Below are 22697 nucleotides of genomic sequence, written 5' to 3' on the forward strand. Positions count from 1 at the left end.
CCGCCTGCTCCCGTTGTCATGAACACCGCATAGATTCGTCAGGGGAGCGAGCCAACTCCGGGCGATGCTGCGCCGATGACAGCCCGCCCGGCACCATGGATCTTCACTCAGCCGCCAGGAAGCCCTTATGCGTTGTCTGTTGCTCGCCGTTCTTTTGCTTGGCTCTCTGCCCGTTGTCGCCCTGGACCGGTTCCAGGTCGAAGGCTATATGCTGCCCAACGGCCTGCAACTGCTGCTCAAGCCCGGCACCGAGCGCGGGCATGTGGCGATCCGGCTGGTGGTGGGCGTGGGCCTGGACGACTTCAGTTGCGCCGACAAGGAACTGCCGCATCTGCTCGAACACCTGCTGTTCAGCGGCGTCGATGACAGTGGTGAAGGCGGCCTCGAAGAACGCATGCAAGCCTTGGGTGGCGAGTGGAATGCGTTCACCAGCAACGCCGACACCACGTTCGTCATCGAGGCCCCGGCACGCAATCAACGTAAGGTTCTGGACCTGCTGCTGGCGCTGTTGACCCGCACCCGCATCGATGAAAAAGCCCTGGAAGCGGCCAAGCGGGTGGTGGAACGCGAAGACGGCGGCCACTACACCCACTTGCAACGCTGGCTCGACCGCCAAGACCTGGGCCACAAGGCCAGCAATCAGTTGGCGGTTGAGTTGGGCCTGCGCTGCGCGGAACGGCCCGAGGTCCAGCACCATACCCTCGCCCGCCTCGAACAAGTGCGCAAGGACTGGTATGCGCCAAACAACATGACGCTGATCGTGGTCGGCGATCTCGACCGACTGCTGCCGGCCTATCTGGAACGCGCCTTTGGCGAACTCGAACCGGTGGAGCCCAGTGCCCACGAGGCGCTGCCGCAGATCCGCTACAAGGCGGTCACCAAGCGCAACCTGATCCGGGGCCTTGTCGGCGACAGTGCCAAGCTGCATTGGCTGTTCCCGGAGCCGGTGCTGGACGAGCAACATGACGAGACGTTCGACCTGCTCAAGGATTACCTGGATTGGGCGCTCTATCGCCAATTGCGCCTGGCCCGCAGCCTGTCCTACGGGCCGTGGACCGAGCGCGAAGTGTTCGGCGGCGTTGGCTTCTTCAGCCTGAACGCCGACCTGTCCCGCGAGGACTTACCCGAAGCCGAACAGGCGCTGGAAGAGCTGCGCAGGACCTTGCTCAAGGATGGCCTGGACCCCGCCGATTTCGTGCGCATCAAACGCGCGGCCATCGCCCATCAGTCCTGGGCGGTTCAAGGCAACAGCGCACTGGCCGATTACTACTGGGGCGCCCTGGGCGACTATGAAGACGGCCGCTTCGCCAACCCGGCCCTGCGCCTGCAGGACGTAAGCCTGGAACAGGCCAACGTGGCCCTGCGCGAACTGCTCAAGGACCCGGGTTATTTGCGCATCGAGAAGCCGTTGCTCAGTGATGATGAACTCGTCTGGGGGCTGGGCGGTTTGCTGGGGTTGTTGTTAATCGGGTTGGTGGTGTGGCAGGTGCGCCGGCGGGCCCGACCGAACGAAGAATGACTTGTAGGGAGGGATCTTCTGTGGGAGCAAAGCTTGCTCGCGAAACAGGCGCCTCGATTTTCTTGAGGACCGTATCGCCTCCATCGCGGGCAAGCCTTGCTCCCACAGAGGATCCACTCGCCACAACAATGCTCGTCACATCGATGTCCTGGCGATACTCTGTCAGGGATATTTCCTACGACTTATTGTGAAACCACTGAATGCAAAACCTGACGGTCTATATCCAGCGCATCCTTGAATTGATGAAGCGCTATCCAGGGGTCATTGCGCTCGGTGGTTTCATCTCCGGGGTCGGCAGTTTCATGCTGGTGGATCGCCAGCAGGGCTTGGCGACCTGGATCGCCATCATGATGCTGGTGAGCTGGCTCTGGCTGATGGTGGAGAACAGCATGACCCGGCTGTTCACGCGGATTTTCAAACGGGAAATCCCCCAGCCGCTGTTGCGCTATGCCACGCAGATGATTCACCAGGAAAGCCTGTTTTTCGTTCTGCCGTTTTTCTTCATCACCACCACCTGGAACAGCAGCCAGCTGCTTTTCACCGGGCTGCTGACCATCGCGGCGCTGATTTCGATCACCGATCCGCTGTACTACAAATGGCTGGCGCCCCGGCGCTGGGCGTTCCTGGCGCTGCATACGCTGACGCTGTTCGCCGCCCTGCTCACCGCATTGCCGGTGATCCTGCACCTGACCACCGACCAGAGCTTCAAGCTGGCGCTGGGCACGGCCATGCTGCTGTCGTTTCCCAGCCTGGCCTCGATCTTCCCGATCCGCACCGTGCGCAACGCCTTGGCGATCCTCTGCATTACGGTGGGGATTGGCGCCGCCGGCTGGGTGATGCGCTCCTGGGTGCCGCCGGCCACGCTGTGGATGACCGAAGTGGCGATCAGCACCCAAGTGGAAGACCGCACGCCGGGCGCCAGCCTCAAGGAAGTCAGCGCGGCGCAGATCCGCGGCAATGGCCTGTATGCCTACACGGCCATCAATGCGCCGCGTGGGCTCGATGAGCGGATTTATCACGTCTGGCAATTCAACGGCAAAGAAGTCGACCGCATCGCCCTGGACATCCACGGCGGGCGCAAGGAAGGCTATCGCGCCTGGACCCACAAGCAGAACTTCCCGGACAACCCGACCGGCAAATGGCAAGTTCGGGTGCTCACGGAAAACGGCCAGATGATCGGCGTGCTGCGCTTCGAGGTGACGGACTGAAGGTCCTGCGGACCTTATCGCGAGCAGGCTCGCTCACACAGGGGATTAGCGGCGTTCATGATCCAGGGCAGCACACCTGACCTGTGGGAGCCGAGCTTGCTCGCGATGACGGTGTGTCAGCCAACCTCAATGCTGACTGATCCGACGCCATCGCGAGCAAGCTCGGCTCCCACAATGGCCGGGGCCTTCAGATGCTTTGCGCCTGGCAACAATTCCTGTGGGAGCTGAGCTTGCTCGCGATGACGGCGGCACATTCAGCAGAGCTGTTGACTGAACCACCGCCATCGCAAGCAGACTTGCTCCCACCGGTCAGCCAAAGAACCAGTAGCAAACGCCGATGGCCGCCACCACCCCGGAGAATTCCGCCAGTAGCGCACACCCCACGGCGTGGCGCGCGCGTTGGATGCCCACGGCGCCGAAATAGACCGCCAGCACGTAGAACGTGGTCTCGGTGCTGCCCTGGATAGTCGCCGCCACCAGGGCCGGGAAGCTGTCCACGCCGGAGGTCTTCATGGTCTCGATCAACATCGCCCGGGCGGCACTGCCGGAGAACGGCTTGACCATGGCGGTCGGCAAGGCATCGACGAAGCGTGTGTCCCAGCCCGCCCACTGCACCAGGTGGCGGATACCGTCGAGGCCAAAATCCAGCGCGCCCGAAGCCCGCAGCACGCCGACAGCGCAGAGCATGGCCACCAGGTACGGCAGTAGGCTCTTGGCAACGTCGAACCCTTCTTTGGCGCCTTCGACAAAGGTTTCGTACACCTTGACCTTGCGCAGTGAGCCCACTACCAGGAACAGGATGATCAAGCCAAACAGCGTCAGGTTGCCGAGGATCGATGACAGCCCCGCCAGTGCCGTAGCCGAGAGCGTTGCCAGCAGCGCCATGAAACCACCCAGTACCAGCGCACCCGGAACCAGGTAAGCGAGCACCACCGGGTCCCACAGGCGCAGGCGCTGCATGAACGCCACCGACAGCAGCCCCATCAGGGTCGAGGCGCTGGTGGCGAGCAGGATCGGCAGGAACACCAGGGTCGGGTCCGGCGCGCCTTGCTGGGCGCGGTACATGAAGATGGTCACCGGCAGCAGCGTCAGCGACGAGGCATTGAGCACCAGGAACAGGATCTGCGCGTTGCTGGCGATGGTCGGGCTGGGGTTGAGGTCTTGCAGGGCGCGCATGGCCTTGAGGCCGATGGGCGTGGCGGCGTTGTCCAGACCCAGGCCATTGGCGGCAAAGTTGAGGGTGATCAGGCCGATCGCCGGATGGCCGGCAGGCACTTCCGGCATCAAGCGCAAGAACAGCGGGCCGAGGGCCTTGGCCAGCCAGTCGACAATGCCGGCCTTTTCAGCGATGCGCAGGAAGCCCAGCCACAGGGTCAGGGTGCCGAACAGCAGGACCATCACCTCCACCGACAGCTTGGCCATGGCGAAAATGCTTTCCACCATGGCGGCGAAGATCCCGGCGTTGCCGCCAATCAGCCACTGCGCCAGCGCCGACACGGCTGCGACGATAAAGAAGCCAAGCCACAGGCCATTGAGCATCGGTTAAGTCCCCCGGAAGATGCCGCGAATGATAGCGGGGCTGGCAGAAACGACAAACCCCGGATTTCTCCGGGGTTTGCTTGGCTTGATGTTGAATGTGCCGCCGCCATCGCGAGCAGGCTCGCTCCCACAGGGAACACTCGTCAGTGTGGGAGCGAGCCTGCTCGCGATGGCGGCCTCAAGGCAGGCATCAATTGCTCGAAGTTTCCCCCGCCGGCAGCGGCTCCTTGCTGCGCCAGTGCGGCAGGGAGTTCCAGTAGCGCTGCCCCTTGGCATCGTCATACATGCCTTCCCAACGCGCGATGACCAACACCGCGAGGGCGTTGCCAATAACGTTCAGCGCAGTACGGGCCATGTCCATGATGCGGTCGACACCGGCGATGAAGGCCAGGCCTTCCAGCGGAATGCCCACGCTGCCCAAGGTGGCCAGCAGCACCACGAACGACACGCCCGGCACGCCGGCGATACCCTTGGACGTGACCATCAAAGTCAGCACCAGTAGCAATTGCTGGCTGATGGACAGGTCGATGCCGTACAGCTGGGCGATGAAAATCGCCGCGATGCTCTGGTACAGGGTCGAGCCATCGAGGTTGAAGGAATAACCGGTCGGCACCACGAAGCTGCAGATGGCTTTTGGCGCACCGTAGGCTTCCATCTTCTCGATCACGCGCGGCAGCACGGTTTCGGAACTGGCGGTGGAGTAGGCCAGCACCAGCTCATCCTTGAAGATGCGCATCAGCTTGAGCACCGAGAAGCCGAACAGGCGAGCGATCAGGCCCAGCACCACGAAGGCGAAGAAGGCGATGGCGACGTAAACCAGGATCACCAGTTTCGCCAACGGCAGCAGGGAGGCGAAGCCGAAGTTGGCGACGGTCACCGCGATCAGGGCAAACACACCGATTGGGGCGTATTGCATGATCATGTGGGTGACTTTGAACATGCTCTCCGATACGCCCTGGAACATTTTCACCAGCGGCTCGCGCAGGTCCGATTGCAGGCTGGACAGGCCCAGGCCGAACAAGACGGAGAAGAAAATGATCGGCAGCATTTCGCCACGGGCGACGGCGGCAAAGATGTTCGACGGGATCAGGTTGAGGATGGTCTCGATGAACGCATGTTCATGCTGGACTTCCGCTGCCGTGGCCTGGTACTTGGAAATATCCACCGTGCCCAGGGTGCTCATGTCGATGCCACTGCCTGGTTGGAAGAAGTTGGCCAACAGCAGGCCGACGACGATGGCGATGGTGGTGACGATTTCGAAGTAAAGGATGGTCTTGAGACCGATACGCCCGAGCTTCTTGGCATCACCCACTCCGGCGATGCCGACGATCAGCGAGGAAATCACGATCGGGATCACGATCATCTTGATCAGACGGATAAAGATATCGCCCGCCGGTTGCAGCACGTTGCTGATCCACCAGGCCTTCTCGGCACTGAAATGGTTGAGCAGCGCGCCCAATGCAATCCCCAGCACCAGACCGATGAGGATCTGCCAGGCGAGGCTTAGTCGTGCCTTCTTCATATCGTTACCCTTACTTCAGTTGGACTCGGACAGTGGCGCGAATGGCTCGTCGATGACGAAAAACATTCGCGCCCCTATCCCCGTATAAGGTCACCCCGAGCACGCGCGAGCGGCTTACTGGCAGGCGAAAAAAGGCGCAACTATTGCGATGCCAGGGGGGATCGTCTAATGCCGTAAACGCCTACCCCATGCCGAATCGGCATGAGATTTTCCAAACGAAACCCGCCTTGCAAGCGGTTCGAATGCGCCATTTGTGCCGGCATAAGTGCCGTGAGCCGGCCATTTCAGCGCAGCTGGGCTTTCTCAGCCAAGGCTGGGGAACCGATGAAACGGCAACGCTTCGAGGTGCGATTCACGAGATAAATCGTCTCGGCATTCTCCGATATACGGTCAGGGAAAGGGGAATAAATGAGTGGTAGGAGACAAAATGCCGCATCACGGACCGGCTGGCGACACGAAGCTCTACGCAAGTTCGCCAAGCCGTGAGGGCTTTGCGAACTTGCGTCGCAGCTTTTACCTGACCCGGCCCTTTCGCAGGCACCCCTTGTGCCCGTAGGTCACTCCGACGCTCATCCGTCAGAACGTCCCGGCCCCCTGGTCATGCACCGGCCCTCCTCGGGCTGTGCAGCAGGAAAAAGCAGAGCTGCTCTTCCCATTTTCAGAATCAGTACCAGTTCGGATCTTTCTTGAGTTGTTCCATTAACAGCTCTTGCATACCTTCGTTGGGGTTACCAAGGAAACGGTAGTCGGCATGACGGGTCGGCGACTTGTCGGCGGGCAGTCCAGCAGGGACTTCCACTAACATGGCATAGGCCTCGTCCTTGTCGAAACTGAAGACAACGATCAGACGCTGATTAAGACACGACGCCTCGAGCTCACAGAGCGGGCCCACCAGATACTTGTCGCCGTCTTCCTCGACCGCATTCATCTGTTGTTCCGACTTGCCTGAGAGGTTCATCACCCATTCCGGCAGGCGTTCTTCTTTTTTCACGACGTGCTGCCAAGTCTCGCGGTATTGCGGGTCCGCCTGCAGCACTTGGTTGACGCGCATCTGTCCGTCATTGGCAGCCATTGCCATGGCACTGCCGCCCAGTAACAGGGCGGCGGCCAGTCCTTTTAAAGAAACGCTCATGGTCAGCCTCGGCCACGACGGCCAAAGAAGAAGGAAGCGATAAACATCACCAGGAACACGACAAAGAGAATCTTGGCGATGCCCGTGGCGGTGCCTGCGATACCACCGAAGCCCAGTACGGCGGCGATGATGGCAATGATCAGGAAGGTAATTGCCCAGCTCAACATGGTGATTCTCCTTACGCTTTTCTATTTAGTGAGGGTCTGGCGGTGATGGTTCCGGCGCAGTGGACGACCGATACATCGGGTTAAAACACCCAGCGCTCTTCACGCGGCATGTCGGTCATTGGCTGAACCTGATCGACATCCATCATGCGCATGGCAGCGGCCGCTTCGTTGAGGTTGCTGACGGCGCTGAAATGGGTTTGTGGTGCACGATGAATCGATACTTGCGGCGCTTCTGGTTGCTGGCGCTCCTGCCAGAGCAACCACTGCTGGCCAATCACGAGCGTGACCAGCAGGGCCAGGGCAGCCCATAAGCCCTGCTGGAGGTGCAGAGAAGAGAGTCGAAATTGGGCGGCGCTTTTAAATTGGGCGGCACTTTGACGATTCATCCTGAAATTCCTCCCCACCCGGGTGTGGTGATCTGGTTGAGGCGCTCATACGCCAACGTTAACCAGAGCATTGCAGCCGCCGTGCCAGGATTTTTTGTGATTAAAATACCTTTAAAATCAATACGTTATGAAATAGGCGCGAGACATGGGGAGCGCATCCTGCACGATGCCCCACGCGTACGTCGTGCGTATTGCACGACTGGAAGGAAAAAGACGTTAGGTTGTTTTGGAATGGCCTGTCAGAAACAGCCGTCGGAATCAGCGATACGAACCGTCCGACCCGTAGGAATCATAAAAAAAGGAACTCAAATCAGTCTTTTAGGAGTCAGACGTCCACAGAGGCATTCTCGGTGGGTAATATTCCCTCAGAAACGACCATGCAACTTGCCCGATTTTTCTGACACTAACCAACATCATTCATAAAGGAGCGTAGGAAAAATGGAATCCGCCACTGAGCACCAAGGCCGCATTCTGCTGGTAGACGATGAGTCTGCCATCCTGCGTACCTTCCGTTACTGCCTGGAAGACGAAGGCTATACCGTCGCCACTGCCAACAGCGCTGCCCAAGCCGACGCACTGCTGCAACGCCAGGTGTTCGACCTGTGTTTTCTCGACCTGCGCCTGGGGGAAGACAACGGCCTGGATGTCCTGGCCCAAATGCGTATCCAAGCCCCGTGGATGCGGGTCGTAATCGTCACTGCCCACTCGGCCGTCGACACGGCGGTCGATGCCATCCAGGCCGGCGCAGCCGATTACCTGGTCAAGCCTTGCAGCCCGGATCAACTGCGCCTGGCCACCGCCAAGCAGTTGGAAGTGCGCCAGCTATCCGCAAGGCTCGAAGCCCTGGAAGGGGAAGTGCGCAAACCCAAGGACGGCCTCGACTCCCATAGCCCGGCGATGAAAGTCGTGCTGGAGACCGCGCGCCAGGTGGCCAGCACCGACGCCAACATCCTGATCCTCGGCGAATCAGGCACCGGTAAAGGCGAGTTGGCTCGAGCGATCCATGGCTGGAGCAAGCGCGCGAAGAAATCCTGCGTCACCATCAATTGCCCGTCACTGACCGCTGAATTGATGGAAAGCGAATTGTTCGGCCATAGCCGAGGGGCGTTCACCGGTGCCAGCGAAAGTACCCTGGGACGGGTCAACCAGGCCGACGGCGGTACGCTGTTTCTCGACGAGATCGGCGATTTTCCCCTCACTTTGCAACCCAAGTTGTTGCGCTTCATCCAGGACAAGGAATATGAGCGGGTAGGGGATCCGGTCACTCGCCGCGCCGATGTGCGAATTCTCGCCGCCACCAACCTCAACCTCGAAGACATGGTGCGCGATGGGCGTTTTCGCGAAGACCTGCTGTATCGCCTGAACGTCATCACCCTGCATCTGCCGCCGCTGCGTGAACGCGCCGAAGACATCCTGACCCTGGCCGATCGCTTCCTGGCCCGCTTCGTCAAGGAATACGCGCGCCCGGCCCGGGGCTTCAGCGACGAGGCGCGCGAAGCGCTGCTAGGCTATCGCTGGCCCGGCAACATCCGCGAACTGCGCAACGTGGTCGAGCGCGCCAGCATCATTTGCCCACAGGAAAAAGTCGAAATCAGTCACTTGGGCATGGCCGAGCAGCCTACCAACAATGCGCCGCGCATTGGTGCCGCATTGAGCCTCGATGAACTGGAAAAAGCCCACATCGGTGCGGTGCTGGCCACGGCCGACACCCTCGACCAGGCGGCCAAGACCCTGGGTATCGATGCTTCCACGCTGTATCGCAAACGCAAGCAGTACAACCTGTGAGCGACATCTTATGAAACTGGCGATGAAGCTGCGCACACGACTGTTTCTCAGCATCTCGGCGCTGATCACCGTGGCCTTGCTGGGACTGGTGCTTGGCCTGGTCAGCGTGATGCAGATGGCCAACACCCAGGAACAATCGGTACGCGACAACTTCATCCTGCTGGACCTGGGCCTCAAGTTGCGCCAGACCCTGGGCGATCAGTTGATGATCATGCTCGACGACAAGCCCGACCTGGCTGCGCTGGAGGCGTCCAAGCAGCAATACCTGGCGTTGATCGACGAGGGGATTGCCCACGAACGGAAACTCGACGATGCAGGTGTCAGCTTCAGCCGGGCCAAGGCGGACTATGTCGAGTTTTTCGAGGCTTTCACCGCGTCTCGCCAACAGGCGAGCCAGCTCACCGGTATCAAGGCGCTCACCGAGAAATTCAACGTGCTGCGTAACGGGTTGATCGAGGGTTATCGCGAGGCCTTGACCAACATCAGTGAAACCCAGGACCGCGCCCGCGAACGGGCGATGTGGATTTCCGGGCTGCTGGGTCTGGTGGGGCTGGCAGTGCTGATCATCGGTTTTATCACGGCCCACGGCATTGCCCGGCGTTTCGGCGCGCCGATCGAGGCGCTGGCGGCGGCGGCGGATGACATCGGCCAGGGCAATTTCGAGGTCACGCTGCCCGTTTCTTCCGCCGCCGAGTTGAATCTGCTGACCCGTCGTTTCGGGGTCATGGCCCAGGCCTTGCGCGAGCATCAGGCCACCAACGTCGATGAATTGCTCGCCGGCCAGCAACGTTTGCAAGCCGTGCTCGACAGCATCGACGACGGTTTGCTGATGATCGACCGCCAAGGCCGGCTGGAGCACCTCAACCCGGTGGCCCAGCGCCAATTGGGCTGGGATGAGGCGCGCCTGGGCCAAGGGCTGGGCGAGGCCTTGGGACGCCTGGAACTGGATGAGGAATTGCACCTGGTATTGCGCGGTGGAACCCTGGAGCGCGCGCCGGAAGACCTGAGCATCGAAGTCGATGGCGAGTCGCGGGTGCTGACCTACAGCCTCACGCCGGTCAGTCATACCCAGGGCCACATCCTCGGCGCGGTCATGGTGCTGCATGACGTCACCGAACAGCGCGCCTTCGAACGGGTGCGCAGCGAGTTCGTCCTGCGCGCCTCCCACGAGCTGCGCACGCCGGTGACGGGCATGCACATGGCGTTCGGCCTGTTGCAGGAGCGCCTGCACTTCCCGCCGGAGTCCCGCGAGGCGGACCTGCTCAATACCGTTACGGAAGAAATGCAGCGGCTGATGCAACTGATCAATGACCTGCTGAATTTCTCTCGCTACCAGAACGGCCTGCAAAAGCTGACCTTGGCGCCTTGCTCCATCGACGACTTGCTGGAGGACGCCCGGTTGCGGTTCGCCGAACAGGCCCAAGCCAAGGGTATCGAGCTGCTCGTGGCGATCCAGGGTCCGCTGCCGCGGCTGCATGCTGACGCCGGGCAACTGGATCGCGTGCTCGACAACCTGATCGACAACGCCATGCGCCACACCGGCGAGGACGGGCAGATCCGCTTGCAGGCCCGACGCCATGGCGAGCGGGTGATTATCAGCGTCGAAGACAATGGTGAAGGCATTGCCTACGGCCAACAGGGACGGATCTTCGAGCCTTTCGTCCAAGTCGGACGCAAGAAGGGTGGCGCCGGCCTCGGCCTGGCCCTGTGCAAGGAGATCGTCCAGCTCCACGGCGGACGCATGGGCGTGTATTCAAGGCCGGGGCAGGGCACGCAGTTCTACATGGCGCTGACGGTCTGACTCACGGCTTAGGCTTCATCATCGAGGCGACGTCCGCGCAGGCGTCGGCCGCGGGTAATCAACTCGATGAGCTGCACCGCGCTGAGGGCATGGGCGAACAGCCAGCCCTGGCCGAATCTCACCCCTTCGCTGCTCAAATAGGAGGCCTGGGCTTCATGCTCGATGCCTTCGGCGATCACTTTGAGTTGCAGCGCATGGGCCATGCGGATGATATGCGGAGCCACACCGCTACTGGCGGCATCGTGGCCCAAGGCATCAACGAAGGCCTTGTCGATTTTCAGGCAGTCCACCGGCAGGGTTTGCAGGTAAGCCAGGCTGCAATAACCGGTGCCAAAATCATCGATCAGCACCTGGTGGCCGACATCACGCAGCGATTGCAGGTTATCCCGGGCGACCAACACATCGACCAGCCCGCGCTCGGTCACCTCGAAGGCAATCTGGTTCGCCGAGACCCGATGCAACGCCAGCAGGCGAGCGATCACTTCGCCGATGCGCGGCACCATCACGTCGCAGGCGGCCAGGTTCACCGAGATATATAGCTGCGGATTGGCCCGCAGCAGCTGGCCCAATTGATCGAACAGCCGCTGCAGCACGAAATCGGTGATCTGGCGGATCTGCCCGGTGTTCTCGGCCATCGGGATAAACAAGTCCGGGCTGGTCAGGGTGCCGTCCGGTCGTCGCCAGCGCAGCAAGGCTTCGGCACCGACGCAGTTGCGACTGTCCAGGTCGAAAATCGGCTGGTAAAGCACCTGTAATTCACCGCGCCGGATGGCCCCGTGCAGTTCGGCGTCCATGGATTGGCGGTGGCGCGCGAGCAGAAACACTTGGAAACCAATTCCCAGGCCCAGCACCAGGCTGATGGGCAGCATCCACCAAGCATAGGCCGGAACCTTGAAGCCGTTGCGCTGGGCGATCAGCACCAGTTGATATTCCGGACTATCGGTGGGCATCCGATAAATCAACCGGGTCGGGGTTACCTGCAAGGCATTCTGGCTTTTCGGTGGCCAAGGTTCGGCGGGAGGCCAGCGCTGTGGACTGCCCAACACGGGAATCGCTCGCTCGCCTCGATCCAGGACCACCAGCAGGGCACTACCGGGTGGCAGGTCGACCACGTCGGCCAAATGTCCACGGGAGGTGGCGACCCGGAAATTGCCACGCCCCAGCATCAACGCCGCGCGATCTTCGTTGGGTTCCGTGGTGGTATTGAGCCAATAACTGTAAGTCGGGCCCCGGAGGTCGGGCGGGCGGGTCACCGACAATCCGGTCTGGCGCGGGCGATTGGAACAGACGCCACTGCCATCGATGTACACCGCCTCATAAACGAAACGGTAGTTGAAGCTGACCTCGCGCAAGGTCGCGATCATGTCATCGTCGCAGCCGCGCAATGGCTGGTTTTGCAGGTCGTCGAGGCTTTCACGCAGTTGCCCGAAGAGCTGTTCCAGCCGCAGCAGAAAGCGCTCGCCCTGGGCATTCATCTGGTCGCTTTCACGCTGCTGGATCTGCTGCACGACCACGAACAGACTGCCCGCCAACAGCAGGACGGTACTCAGGGCAGCCGCCACCATCGCCAGGAAAAGGGGGCGATGGAGCCAGCTCTGTAGGGTGTCGCGGGTAGCCGTCATCATCGGTAATCCGAAAGTTACCAATGAGTTATAGCTTCTGATTTGGATTTGGCCCGATCCGTCGGACGGGCGTCATTATTTTGTCTGGTTGAGCACCTGCAAAATCGCCGCGCTTTGGGCGTCCGGTGTGCCGTCGAAGCGGGTCGGACGGTAGTGCATCTGGAAGGCGGCCAGCACATGTTGAGTGGCCACATCCCATTCGCCGGTCTGGGGCGTTGGGTAACCCAGGCGAGCCAGTTCGGCCTGGAACCAACTGGCGGGCGGCAATTGCGCCGCGAAGAGGGCCTGCTGGCGCGCGACGGCCTGCTCATCCGGCCACACCCCCAGGCCCGCTTGTGCCAGGCGCTTCCATGGAAACAGCGGCCCCGGATCAAGCTTGCGCAAGGGCGCGATGTCGCTGTGGCCGATGATGCTGCGCGGGGTGAGCCCGTTGCGCTTCAGGATGTCCTTGAGCAAGACGGTCAGCGCCTGGACCTGGGCTTCGCTGTAGGGATACCAGAGACGCCCGGTGGGCGTGTCGATGAAACCCGGATTGACGACTTCGATGCCAATGGAGCTGGAATTGAGCCAGGTCCGACCTTCCCATTCACTTTCCCCGGCGTGCCAGGCGCGTCGGCTTTCATCCACCAACTTGTAGATGGTTGCGTCTTTATCGTCGCCAATCAGGTAATGGGCACTGACTTCACCGTGGGTCAGCAGCGCCAGCGAACGCTCCAGGGAAGCCGAGGTGTAATGCACCACCACGAATTGGATGCGGTTGTCATGGTTGACGGAAGGGTGGCTGGTGTCGAATCGCGGGCCGCTGGTGCAGCCGGCCAGGACAATTAAAGCAACGATGAGCGAAAGAAATTTCATGGCGGAAGGCATTACGCGCTGGAAGTAATGCAACAGTGTAACGTATCGCCCCGCGATGATCCGGTGCGCGGGACGATAATAAACAAATTGGAACAATTAGCCCTCAGCCCAGCTCCACGCGGTTGCGCCCGGCATTTTTCGCCCGGTATAGCGCCTGATCGGCTCTTTTGAGCACCGAATCGCTGTGTTCGCCCGGTTTGAAGGCTGTCATGCCTACCGATACCGTCACGGTTACCGGCTCGCCCTTGAAATGGAATGGGCAGGCTTCGATGGCCAGCCGCAGTGCATCAGCCAGCTTGGCGCCGGCGGCCAGGGGCGTATCCGGCACCAGCAGCACAAATTCTTCGCCACCGAAACGCGCAATGAAATCGCCGCCGCGCAGTCGCTTGCGCAGGACCGAAGCGATCAATTTCAACACCCGGTCCCCGGCCAAATGGCCGTAGTTGTCATTGATCCGCTTGAAATGGTCGAGGTCGAGCATGGCCAGCAGCAAGCTGTTGCCGTGCTGCTGCCACTGGCCGACTTCATGTTCCAGCCGCTCGGACCAAGCGGCACGGTTGGGCAGCCCGGTGAGCGGATCGACCAGCGCTTTTTGCCGCTGCTCTTCGAGATTCTCCCGCACTACCTGAGCGTCCTGCTCCATCAGCGCAACGCGATCGGCCAGGCTTTTCAGGCGCGCCGAGACTTCCTGCTCGCGCTGATCCCGTTGTTGGCGGTGCTGGTCCATCGTGCCGAGCAAGCCTTCGAGATGATTCTCCAGCACCTGCTTGAGGCCTTCCAAATCATCGGCTTGTTGCACGCTGCTTTGCAGCCCGTCCACCTGTTCGCGAATCTGGGTGTCCATTTCCCGGGAGGCCGACAGGTTGTCAGCGTGGTCTTCACTGGCAGCTTGCAGGCTGCTCTGGAAGGACTCCAGCCGATCGTTGAGGCGCTGCAAGTACGCTTCGAATTCATGCTGGCCGGAGTCAGTAATGGCCAGCATCAGTACCGCCAAATCATCGAGGATCGGCAGCAGTTCGTACCAATTCAGCCCGTTTCGCAGCCGTTCACGCATGGCTTCGGCTTGTGGGCGATGGCGTTCGGGCAAGGTCAGGTCGCCCAACAGGCCCAACAAGGTGTCTTCAATGTGCTTGGCGACTGAGCTGTAGGAAGGTTCCGGCGAGTCGGGCAGGGCGTACTGGGCGTCTACGATATCGGCTGCGCCCAGGGGTTCGTCAGGCTCGGCTTCTGCTGGAGGCAGCGAGAGGTCGGGAAGGGCCTGTGGCGCCTCCTCGGGCATCAGTTCGTCGGGATTTTCCGGGGTGGACGCCGCTACCGGGAGCTCGTCGGCGACCGGTGCTTGCGGCGGGGCGGACTCGGTTGCCTCCTCCGGTGCGCTGTTTGGCTGAACCACTTCAGCTACGGGTGTCGGAGTGGGCGCAAGTTGGATCGGCGGCGCAACCGGGCCGAGCGGTTCGGGCGTCGCCTCGGGTGCTTGCTCCACGGCCAATGGCTGCAGCGCTGGCGCTGGTGCGACGGAGACTGCATCAGCTGCCGGCTCAACGGCTACCGGCAGGGTCGTTTCTGATGGAGGCGCAACGCTGGCCTGGGCAGGCGCGTGGGGCTGCGGTGTCGCTTCCTCATGGCCTTGGCCACCAAACAGCCGTTGCAACAGGCCAGGTCGATTCGGTTCGACAGGGGCGTCCAGGGCGCTCAGTGCCTTGCCTTGCAAGCCGCTCAGTTCACTGAGCAGCAGCGGAATCTCCCGGGCCTGGCTGGCTCGATCCTCCAGTTGCTTGGCATACTTCTTCAGCGACCGACTGACGTCCTTCGGCAACGGCAGCCTCTGCAACTGGGCGACCAGGGCCGTCAACGCGGCGCTCGTCTGCTCGACCCGGGTTTCGCGGCGCTGCTCGGAATCGAGTACGGCTTTCTCCAGGCGCGGCAGCAGGGCAGCGAGGCCGGCATCCATGTCATCGGTGCGCACCACCTCGCGCATCTCTTTCATGCATTGATCGACAGCCCGGTCAGTGCCCTCGGCGGCCAGGGTGCTGCGCACCAGGCCACGACGCAGCAAGTCGAGCCGAGCATCCCAACGGCGCTCGAGCTTTTCCTGCTGTTCGATACTCTTGAGGTATTTCTCTCTCCAGCGTTCGGCGTCGTCGCTCATTCATCGGATCCGCGAGGGGCAGTATTCAGCGCGGGGAATGCATCGGCCGTGAGCGAACCCGGCAAACGAATTTCTACCGCGACCGGCAGGTGATCGGAAATGGGTTGGGCCAGTACCTCGACGCGTTCGAGGGTCAGGGTCGGGCTCAATAGAATATGGTCCAGGCAGCGCTGGGGGCGCCAGCTGGGGAATGTCGCTTCCAGTTGCGGGGCGAGCAAGCCGAGATCGCGTAGGGGCGAGGTCTGCAGCAAGTCGGTGGCGTGGGTGTTCATGTCGCCCATCAGGATCTGATGCTTGTAACCGCCGATCAGCTCGCGAATATAGGCCAGCTGCATTGTGCGGGTACGCGCCCCGAGGGCCAAGTGCATCATGACCACGATCAGCGCCTCCGGACCTTCGCCGAAACGCGCCAGGATCGCCCCGCGGCCCTTGGGGCCCGGCAGCGGATGGTCTTCGATCGCCCACGGCCGCAGGCGACTCAACACGCCATTACTGTGCTGGCCGAGGCGTCCGAGGTTGCGATTGAGTTGCTGGTACCAGTAGGGGAAGGCGCCCAATTGGGCCAAGTGTTCCACCTGATTGACGTAGCCTGACCTCAAGCTCCCGCCGTCGGCCTCTTGCAGGGCCACCAGATCGAAGTCCTTGAGCAGATCGCCGATTTTCTGCAGGTTGCCGGCACGCCCGGTGTGCGGCAGCAAATGTTGCCAGCCGCGGGTCAGGTAATGCCGGTAGCGTTCGGTGCTGATGCCCACCTGGATATTGAAGCTGAGCAGCCGCAAGCGGCTGTCGCCAGGCAGGCCCGCGGACGTGGCATGATGCTCGTTGACCCGTGGTTCATGCAGGCCAACGATGCGTTCGGTACTCCAGCGGGCCATGGGCGGGGGCCGCGCTTAGTTGGCAGCAGCCTTGGTGGCCGCTCGCTCTTTGGCGATCAACTGGTCGGCCAGTTGCAGGGCTTGTTCGGCACCGCCGGCAGAGCCGATGTCAAAGCGGTACTTGCCGTTGACGACCATGGTCGGTACGCCGGTGATTTCGTATTTCTTCGCCAGCTCGCGGGCCTTCTTGATCTGGCCCTGGATAGCGAAGGAATCGAAGGTGGCGAGGAACTTGTCCTTATCGACGCCCTGGGTGGCGAGGAAGTCCGCCATCTCATCTTTCTTGACCAGCTTCTTGCCTTCTTTCTGGATCGCGTTGAATACCGCCGCGTGAACCTTGTGCTCGACGCCCATGGCTTCGAGGGTCAGGAACATCTGGCCATGGGCGTCCCATGGGCCACCGAACATGGCGGGAATGCGGACGAAATTGACGTCCGAAGGCAGTTTTTCAGCCCATGGGTTGATCACCGGTTCGAATGCGTAGCAATGCGGGCAGCCGTACCAGAACAGCTCCACGACTTCGATCTTGCCAGGCGCTGCCACCGGAACGGGGTTGGCCAGTTCGACATAGGGGGCGGCGGGCTTTTCAGCCGCTTGGGCAGTCACGCCGAACAGGCTGGCGGCGACGAGCGCGGCGCTGATGATCAGATTACGCATGCTTTACTCCTGGACAATAAGGGGCCCCGGCAAGGCCTGTTTCTAAGACAGACCGTGGCGGGTTCAAGTTCTGTAGTGTAACGGCAGCGGCCACAAAAAAGGGCGGCCAAAGCCACCCTTTTGATGCTCGCATCGACAGATTAATCGAGCGTTAACGTTGCAAGAGGTGTATCCCCTTGCAACGGCCTTAGTGCAGGCCCTGGATGTAGCTGGAAACGGCGGCGATATCTTCGTCGCTCAGCTTGCGGGCAATGGTGCGCATGGTCATTGCGTCACCGTCGTTGGCACGTCCGCCTTCTTCCTTGCGGAAATCGGTCAGTTGCTTGCCGATGTACTGGGCATGCTGGCCGCCCAAGTGTGGGAAACCGGCAGCGGCGTTGCCCTTGCCGTCAGGGGAGTGGCAGCCGGTGCAGGCTGGCAGGCCTTTTTCCAGATCGCCGCCGCGGAACAGCGCTTCACCACGAGCCACGAGTTTTGGATCGGCGGCGCCGACACTGCCCTTCTGGCTGGCGAAGTAGGCCGCGATGTCCTCCAGGTCCTGATCGCTCAGGTTGGTCAGCAGGCCGGTCATTTCCAGCACGACACGCTTGCCGTCCTTGATTTCTTTCAGCTGCTTGGTCAAGTAGCGCTCGCCCTGGCCCGCCAGTTTCGGAAAGTTGGGCGCCATGCTATTGCCATCCGGGCCGTGGCAGGCCCCACATACAGCCGCTTTCGCCTGACCGGCAGCGGCGTTGCCAGCGGCGTGGGCTACGCCGGATATCCCCAAGGTCAACAGCAGACTCACGATCAGTTTGTTCATCAGCTAATCCAACTACGGCTAAGGGTTAAAGAGTTATGGACCGGGTTCACTCGCTCATCCACTGGATGATGGCTCGGTAATCCTCGGCACTGCAGTCCATGCACAAACCACGCGGCGGCATCGCCTTGAAACCCTGGGTCACGTGTTGCACCAGCGTCTCCATACCTTTCGCCAACCTCGGCGTCCAAGCTTCCTGATCGCCCTTGCGGGGCGCCATGGGGAGTTGGCCGGAATGACAGGCACCACAAACACGGTTGTACACAGCTTCCGGATCCTGTGTAGCCTGAGCGCTGTAAAGCGGCATCAAGACACCGGCAGCTAGCAGCCATTTCGTCATAAAACGACCTTTTCAGGGTTGGGAACGAGCTGCGTTCTAATGCGCAATTTCGGTCGATCGCTCCCGTGAGCTTCATCCTACGCTGGGACAAAGCGCACACAAAATCTGCGGCATTATATACTGGCGTCACTGAAACGGAAACGACACAGCTTGCCGCGTCCATTCCCGACGCCGCCCACATCGGAAATCCCATGCAACTGAAGAACCCCATCCTTGGCCTGTGCCAACAGTCCACCTTCATGCTCAGCGCCGCCAAAGTCGATCAATGCCCAGACGACGAAGGCTTCGAAGTGGCGTTTGCCGGCCGTTCCAACGCCGGCAAATCCAGCGCGCTGAACACCTTGACCCATGCGAGCCTGGCACGCACCTCGAAAACCCCGGGTCGCACGCAGCTCTTGAACTTCTTCAAGCTAGACGATGAACGGCGTTTGGTCGACCTGCCCGGCTACGGCTACGCCAAGGTACCGATCCCGCTCAAGCAACACTGGCAGCGTCACTTGGAAGCCTACCTGGGCAGCCGCGAGAGTCTGAAAGGTCTGATTTTGATGATGGACATTCGCCATCCGATGACCGACTTCGACCTGTTGATGCTCGATTGGGCGGTCGCCAGCGGCATGCCGATGCACATCCTGCTGACCAAGGCCGACAAGCTCACCTACGGCGCGGCGAAAAATACTTTGCTCAAAGTGCAGTCGGAGATTCGCAAGGGCTGGGGCGACGCGATCACCATCCAACTGTTCTCGGCACCCAAGCGCATGGGCTTGGAAGAAGCCTATACCGTGCTGGCGGACTGGATGGAATTGGCGGACAAGGGCAGCGAAGAGGCCGAATAAGCCAAATCGCAGGCAAAAAAAACCCCGGACTTCTTATGGGGAGGGGGAAGTTCGGGGTCCAAGTTCCGGACCGCTAGGGCGGGGTCCAGATATCTGCCAACACTTAACACAACATAGGAGCATTGAAGGGCTTCACCAGCCATTCAGAATCTCTGAGTGGCGATTCACGGGTTTAGTTCAGATTATTTTTGGAAATAACCGTAGGAATTTTCCGAGCTAACGAAGCCATCGCTGGCATTGCGGTGACTCCCTGTGGCGAGGGAGCTTGCTCCCCCTGCATTTTTCCAGGCGGACTGCATCGCCCGGTTTGCGACTGCTGCGCAGCCGAGCGGGAGCAAGCTCCCTCGCCACGAGAGCCCTAGGCCTCAGGACATGGGGATCAGTGCGCCTCGTCCCAGTTATTACCCACGCCCACTTCCACCAGCAGCGGCACGTCCAATTTGGCGGCGGCGCTCATGTGCTGGCGGATCTCTTCGCGCACCTGGTCGACCAGATCTTCACGCACTTCCAGCACCAGTTCGTCGTGGACCTGCAGGATGACTTTCGCATCCAGCCCTGACGCCGTCAGCCAGCCATCCACGGCAACCATGGCTTTCTTGATGATGTCAGCCGCCGTGCCTTGCATCGGCGCGTTGATGGCGGTGCGCTCGGCGCCTTTGCGCAGGGCCGGGTTTTTCGCGTTGATGTCCGGCAGGTACAGGCGACGACCGAAAATGGTTTCGACGAAACCTTGCTCGGCCGCCTGGGCGCGGGTGCGCTCCATGTAGGCCAGGACACCCGGGTAGCGAGCAAAGTAGCGGTCGATGTAGGCCTGGGATTGCTTGCGATCGACGCCAATCTGCTTGGCCAGGCCGAACGCACTCATGCCGTAGATCAAGCCGAAGTTGATCGCCTTGGCGCTGCGGCGTTGGTCGTGGGTGACGGCTTCCAGGTCGACGCCGAACACCTCGGCCGCCGTGGCCCGGTGCACGTCCAGGTCATTGCGAAAGGCGTGGAGCAACCCTTCATCCTTGGCCAGGTGCGCCATGATCCGCAGTTCGATCTGCGAATAGTCCGCTGCCAGCAGCTTGTAGCCTTTCGGCGCGATGAACGCCTGGCGAATCCGTCGGCCTTCGGCGGTCCGAATCGGAATGTTCTGCAAGTTCGGATCGATGGACGACAGCCGCCCGGTCGCGGCGACGGCTTGCTGGTAATTGGTATGGACGCGGCCGGTGCGGCTGTTGATCTGTTCCGGCAGGCGATCGGTGTAGGTGCTCTTGAGCTTGCTCAGGGAGCGGTACTGCATCAGCACCTTGGGCAGCGGGTAATCCTGCTCCGCCAGTTCGGCGAGCACCGCTTCGGCAGTGGAGGCTTGGCCCTTGGCGGTTTTGCTGAGTACCGGCAAGCCGAGCTTTTCGTACAGGATCACGCCCAATTGCTTCGGCGAACCGAGGTTGAATTCCTCACCGGCGATGGCAAACGCCTCACGCTCCAGCGCCACCAACTTCTCGCCCAACTCGACACTTTGTACGCCCAGCAGGTTGGCATCCACCAGCGCGCCCTGGCGCTCGATGCGCGCCAGGACCGGCATCAGCGGCATTTCGATGTCGTTGAGCACCGGGCCCAGGCTTGGCGTGGCGGCCAGCTTTTCCTGCAAGGCCTGGTGCAGGCGGAAAGTCACGTCGGCGTCTTCGGCGGCGTAAGGGCCGGCCAATTCCAGGGAAATCTGGTCGAAAGTCAGTTGCTTGACCCCTTTGCCGGCGATGTCCTGGAAATCGGTCTTGCTTTGGCCCAGGTATTTGAGCGCCAGGCTGTCCATGTCGTGACGGGTCGCAGTGGAGTCCAGCACGTAGGATTCCAGCATGGTGTCAAAGGCGATGCCCTGGACCAGGATGCCGTTGTTCTGGTCACCGCCAATGGCGCAGTTGGCCAGGATGTTGGTTTCGAACTTGGCGTGCTGGCCAACCTTGAGCTTGTCCGGGTTTTCCAGCAGCGGCTTGAGCGCCTTGAGCACTGTGTCGCGGTCCAGTTGCTCCGGCACGCCCATGTAGGAATGGGTCAGCGGGATGTAGGCCGCCTCGAACGGGGCCACGGCGAACGACAGGCCAACGAGTTGCGAATGCTGGGCATCGCCGCCGTTGGTTTCGGTGACGAAGGCAAACAGCGGCGCTTTTTCCAGTTTCGCCAGCCACGCGTCAAAGCGCGCCTGGTCGAGGATGACTTCGTACTTGGCCTCGGCAGCGCCGGGCTGTTCATCGGCCACTTCGACGATCTCCTGGCCGGCACGCTTGGCGTCCCGCTGGTTTTCTTCGAACCAGCTCTTGAACTCCAGCAACGTATACAGCTCGGCCAGTTTTTCGTGGTCGGGCGTGCCCATTTGCAGGTCGTCGAGGCCGACATCCAATGGCACGTCGGTCTTGATGGTCGCCAGTTCGTAGGACAGGAATGCCATTTCCTTGTGCTCTTCGAGCTTGGCGGCCAGAGTCTTGGCACCACGTATCGGCAAGGTGGCGACGATGTCCAGTTGCGCGTACAGCTCGGTCAGGCCGCCATTGACGCCCACCAGCAGGCCGGAAGCGGTCTTCGGTCCGATACCCGGAACGCCCGGGATGTTGTCGGACGAATCGCCCATCAACGCCAGGTAATCGATGATCTGCTCCGGAGCGACGCCAAACTTCTCCTTCACGCCAGCCACGTCCAGGGCGCTACCGGTCATGGTATTGACCAAGGTAATGTGCCCATCAACCAACTGCGCCATGTCCTTGTCGCCCGTGGAGATCACCACCGGACGGTCGGCTGCCGCGCTGCTGCGGGCCAGGGTGCCGATCACGTCATCGGCTTCGACGTTGTCCACGCACAGCAGCGGGAAGCCCAGGGCCTTGACGCTGGCGTGCAGCGGTTCGATCTGCACGCGCATGTCGTCGGGCATGCTCGGGCGGTTGGCCTTGTATTCGGCGTACAGCGCATCGCGAAACGTCCCACCCTTGGCGTCGAACACCACGGCGAACGGACTGTCCGGATACTGCTTGCGCAGGCTCTTGAGCATGTTCAGCACGCCCTTGACCGCACCGGTCGGCAGGCCTTTGGACGTGGTCAGCGGTGGCAGCGCATGAAAGGCGCGGTACAGATAAGAAGAACCGTCCACCAGGACGAGGGGGGCTTGGCTCATGAGCAGGATCAACCTTTTCGGCGGGTCCGGGGCTAGAATAGCGGGACCGTTGACGACAAAGGGACAAGGTTATCATGCGTACACTAAATCGCCTGTTACTGGCTGGCTTGTTTGCATTCACCCCGCTGGCCGTCATGGCGGCGGATGACGCGCCCTCGGCGGACCCGGATGTCACCATCCGCACCGAAGGCGATAAAACCATTCAGGAATATCGGCAAAACGGCTTTTTGTACGCGATCAAGGTCACGCCCAAGAACGGCAAGCCTTATTTCCTGGTACGCGCCGACGGCACTGATGCAAACTTCATCCGCTCGGACCAGCCGGATATGCTGATCCCTTCGTGGAAAATCTTTGAGTGGTAAT

General features: G+C 61.1%; 19 protein-coding genes. 6 read left to right on the forward strand and 13 right to left on the reverse strand.

Annotated features, from left to right (window positions below; all coding sequences use genetic code 11):
- Window positions 1-127 precede the first annotated feature (127 nt).
- Together J3361_RS07020 and J3361_RS07025 are read left to right on the forward strand one after the other, a co-directional pair.
- Window positions 128-1519, forward strand: a complete 1392-nt coding sequence (locus tag J3361_RS07020) for an insulinase family protein (RefSeq protein ID WP_207963530.1) — start codon at window positions 128-130, stop codon at window positions 1517-1519.
- 200 nt (window positions 1520-1719) lie between these two features.
- Entirely contained in the window at window positions 1720-2727 is a 1008-nt protein-coding gene (locus J3361_RS07025) for a DUF5924 family protein (RefSeq protein ID WP_207963532.1), read from the forward strand.
- A 309-nt stretch (window positions 2728-3036) separates the two neighbouring features.
- Here J3361_RS07025 and J3361_RS07030 read toward each other — a convergent pair whose 3' ends face one another.
- The 5 genes from J3361_RS07030 to J3361_RS07050 form a co-directional block, all read right to left on the reverse strand.
- Window positions 3037-4266 carry a spore maturation protein gene (locus J3361_RS07030; protein WP_207963534.1) on the reverse strand — a complete coding sequence of 410 codons (1230 nt, stop codon included), beginning with the start codon at window positions 4264-4266 and terminating at the stop codon, window positions 3037-3039.
- Window positions 4267-4456: 190 nt separating this feature from the next.
- Window positions 4457-5788, reverse strand: a complete 1332-nt coding sequence (gene gltP / locus J3361_RS07035; RefSeq protein ID WP_186706419.1) for a glutamate/aspartate:proton symporter GltP — start codon at window positions 5786-5788, stop codon at window positions 4457-4459.
- Window positions 5789-6452: 664 nt separating this feature from the next.
- Window positions 6453-6920, reverse strand: coding sequence for an inhibitor of vertebrate lysozyme family protein (locus tag J3361_RS07040; RefSeq protein WP_207963536.1), 468 nt, complete (start codon window positions 6918-6920; stop codon window positions 6453-6455).
- 2 nt (window positions 6921-6922) lie between these two features.
- Window positions 6923-7087 (reverse strand): DUF1328 domain-containing protein, encoded by a 165-nt coding sequence (locus J3361_RS07045; RefSeq protein ID WP_003177151.1) that lies wholly within the window; start codon window positions 7085-7087, stop codon window positions 6923-6925.
- Window positions 7088-7167: 80 nt separating this feature from the next.
- Window positions 7168-7473, reverse strand: coding sequence for a hypothetical protein (locus tag J3361_RS07050; RefSeq protein WP_207963538.1), 306 nt, complete (start codon window positions 7471-7473; stop codon window positions 7168-7170).
- Between the two features lie 438 nt (window positions 7474-7911).
- Here J3361_RS07050 and algB point away from each other — a divergent pair, with 438 nt between their 5' ends.
- Both algB and J3361_RS07060 read left to right on the forward strand, forming a co-directional pair.
- Window positions 7912-9258, forward strand: coding sequence for a sigma-54-dependent response regulator transcription factor AlgB (algB, locus tag J3361_RS07055; protein WP_207963540.1), 1347 nt, complete (start codon window positions 7912-7914; stop codon window positions 9256-9258).
- A gap of 10 nt (window positions 9259-9268) precedes the next feature.
- Window positions 9269-11059: an ATP-binding protein gene (locus tag J3361_RS07060; RefSeq protein WP_207963542.1), complete on the forward strand. Its 1791-nt coding sequence runs from the start codon at window positions 9269-9271 to the stop codon at window positions 11057-11059.
- Window positions 11060-11067: 8 nt separating this feature from the next.
- Here the strand turns inward: J3361_RS07060 and J3361_RS07065 are convergent, their stop codons facing one another.
- The 7 genes from J3361_RS07065 to J3361_RS07095 all read right to left on the reverse strand — a co-directional run bounded on the left by J3361_RS07065 (window position 11068) and on the right by J3361_RS07095 (window position 18353).
- Window positions 11068-12681: an EAL domain-containing protein gene (locus J3361_RS07065; RefSeq protein WP_207963712.1), complete on the reverse strand. Its 1614-nt coding sequence runs from the start codon at window positions 12679-12681 to the stop codon at window positions 11068-11070.
- Between the two features lie 75 nt (window positions 12682-12756).
- The gene (locus J3361_RS07070) at window positions 12757-13536 is read right to left on the reverse strand and encodes an N-acetylmuramoyl-L-alanine amidase (RefSeq protein ID WP_207963544.1); all 780 of its coding nucleotides are present in this window, start codon (window positions 13534-13536) and stop codon (window positions 12757-12759) included.
- Window positions 13537-13639: 103 nt separating this feature from the next.
- Complete coding sequence (locus J3361_RS07075) at window positions 13640-15685, reverse strand: GGDEF domain-containing protein (RefSeq protein ID WP_207963546.1); 2046 nt, start codon at window positions 15683-15685, stop codon at window positions 13640-13642.
- Window positions 15682-16560, reverse strand: a complete 879-nt coding sequence (locus J3361_RS07080; protein ID WP_207963548.1) for an endonuclease/exonuclease/phosphatase family protein — start codon at window positions 16558-16560, stop codon at window positions 15682-15684. The genes J3361_RS07075 and J3361_RS07080 overlap by 4 nt, the downstream gene beginning before the upstream one ends.
- A 15-nt stretch (window positions 16561-16575) precedes the next feature.
- Complete coding sequence (locus J3361_RS07085; RefSeq protein ID WP_186706427.1) at window positions 16576-17217, reverse strand: thiol:disulfide interchange protein DsbA/DsbL; 642 nt, start codon at window positions 17215-17217, stop codon at window positions 16576-16578.
- A 187-nt stretch (window positions 17218-17404) separates the two neighbouring features.
- Window positions 17405-18016 (reverse strand): c-type cytochrome, encoded by a 612-nt coding sequence (locus J3361_RS07090; RefSeq protein WP_207963550.1) that lies wholly within the window; start codon window positions 18014-18016, stop codon window positions 17405-17407.
- A 46-nt stretch (window positions 18017-18062) separates the two neighbouring features.
- The gene (locus J3361_RS07095; protein ID WP_003196231.1) at window positions 18063-18353 is read right to left on the reverse strand and encodes a c-type cytochrome; all 291 of its coding nucleotides are present in this window, start codon (window positions 18351-18353) and stop codon (window positions 18063-18065) included.
- A 191-nt stretch (window positions 18354-18544) separates the two neighbouring features.
- Here J3361_RS07095 and yihA point away from each other — a divergent pair, with 191 nt between their 5' ends.
- Complete coding sequence (gene yihA / locus J3361_RS07100; protein WP_003196227.1) at window positions 18545-19186, forward strand: ribosome biogenesis GTP-binding protein YihA/YsxC; 642 nt, start codon at window positions 18545-18547, stop codon at window positions 19184-19186.
- Between the two features lie 379 nt (window positions 19187-19565).
- Here the strand turns inward: yihA and polA are convergent, their stop codons facing one another.
- A complete protein-coding gene (gene polA / locus J3361_RS07105; protein WP_207963552.1) occupies window positions 19566-22334 on the reverse strand; it encodes a DNA polymerase I in 2769 nt (922 codons plus the stop codon).
- Between the two features lie 74 nt (window positions 22335-22408).
- Here polA and J3361_RS07110 point away from each other — a divergent pair, with 74 nt between their 5' ends.
- Complete coding sequence (locus J3361_RS07110) at window positions 22409-22696, forward strand: DUF2782 domain-containing protein (protein ID WP_053126892.1); 288 nt, start codon at window positions 22409-22411, stop codon at window positions 22694-22696.
- Window position 22697 lies beyond the last annotated feature (1 nt).

Origin of the sequence: Pseudomonas sp. OA65 (assembly GCF_017498305.1) — a bacterium.
Lineage (GTDB): Bacteria > Pseudomonadota > Gammaproteobacteria > Pseudomonadales > Pseudomonadaceae > Aquipseudomonas > Aquipseudomonas zanjanensis.

What these genes read in the sequence shown, in the direction of transcription:
- polA (WP_207963552.1), bottom strand. Translation starts at nt 22,334, where the DNA reads ATGAGCCAAGCCCCCCTCGTCCTGGTGGACGGTTCTTCTTATCTGTAC.
- J3361_RS07025 (WP_207963532.1), top strand. Translation starts at nt 1,720, where the DNA reads ATGCAAAACCTGACGGTCTATATCCAGCGCATCCTTGAATTGATGAAG.
- J3361_RS07030 (WP_207963534.1), bottom strand. Translation starts at nt 4,266, where the DNA reads ATGCTCAATGGCCTGTGGCTTGGCTTCTTTATCGTCGCAGCCGTGTCG.
- J3361_RS07040 (WP_207963536.1), bottom strand. Translation starts at nt 6,920, where the DNA reads ATGAGCGTTTCTTTAAAAGGACTGGCCGCCGCCCTGTTACTGGGCGGC.
- J3361_RS07075 (WP_207963546.1), bottom strand. Translation starts at nt 15,685, where the DNA reads ATGAGCGACGACGCCGAACGCTGGAGAGAGAAATACCTCAAGAGTATC.
- J3361_RS07095 (WP_003196231.1), bottom strand. Translation starts at nt 18,353, where the DNA reads ATGACGAAATGGCTGCTAGCTGCCGGTGTCTTGATGCCGCTTTACAGC.
- J3361_RS07060 (WP_207963542.1), top strand. Translation starts at nt 9,269, where the DNA reads ATGAAACTGGCGATGAAGCTGCGCACACGACTGTTTCTCAGCATCTCG.
- J3361_RS07085 (WP_186706427.1), bottom strand. Translation starts at nt 17,217, where the DNA reads ATGCGTAATCTGATCATCAGCGCCGCGCTCGTCGCCGCCAGCCTGTTC.
- gltP (WP_186706419.1), bottom strand. Translation starts at nt 5,788, where the DNA reads ATGAAGAAGGCACGACTAAGCCTCGCCTGGCAGATCCTCATCGGTCTG.
- J3361_RS07020 (WP_207963530.1), top strand. Translation starts at nt 128, where the DNA reads ATGCGTTGTCTGTTGCTCGCCGTTCTTTTGCTTGGCTCTCTGCCCGTT.
- J3361_RS07080 (WP_207963548.1), bottom strand. Translation starts at nt 16,560, where the DNA reads ATGGCCCGCTGGAGTACCGAACGCATCGTTGGCCTGCATGAACCACGG.
- J3361_RS07110 (WP_053126892.1), top strand. Translation starts at nt 22,409, where the DNA reads ATGCGTACACTAAATCGCCTGTTACTGGCTGGCTTGTTTGCATTCACC.
- yihA (WP_003196227.1), top strand. Translation starts at nt 18,545, where the DNA reads ATGCAACTGAAGAACCCCATCCTTGGCCTGTGCCAACAGTCCACCTTC.
- J3361_RS07090 (WP_207963550.1), bottom strand. Translation starts at nt 18,016, where the DNA reads ATGAACAAACTGATCGTGAGTCTGCTGTTGACCTTGGGGATATCCGGC.
- J3361_RS07065 (WP_207963712.1), bottom strand. Translation starts at nt 12,681, where the DNA reads ATGACGGCTACCCGCGACACCCTACAGAGCTGGCTCCATCGCCCCCTT.
- algB (WP_207963540.1), top strand. Translation starts at nt 7,912, where the DNA reads ATGGAATCCGCCACTGAGCACCAAGGCCGCATTCTGCTGGTAGACGAT.
- J3361_RS07070 (WP_207963544.1), bottom strand. Translation starts at nt 13,536, where the DNA reads ATGAAATTTCTTTCGCTCATCGTTGCTTTAATTGTCCTGGCCGGCTGC.
- J3361_RS07045 (WP_003177151.1), bottom strand. Translation starts at nt 7,087, where the DNA reads ATGTTGAGCTGGGCAATTACCTTCCTGATCATTGCCATCATCGCCGCC.
- J3361_RS07050 (WP_207963538.1), bottom strand. Translation starts at nt 7,473, where the DNA reads ATGAATCGTCAAAGTGCCGCCCAATTTAAAAGCGCCGCCCAATTTCGA.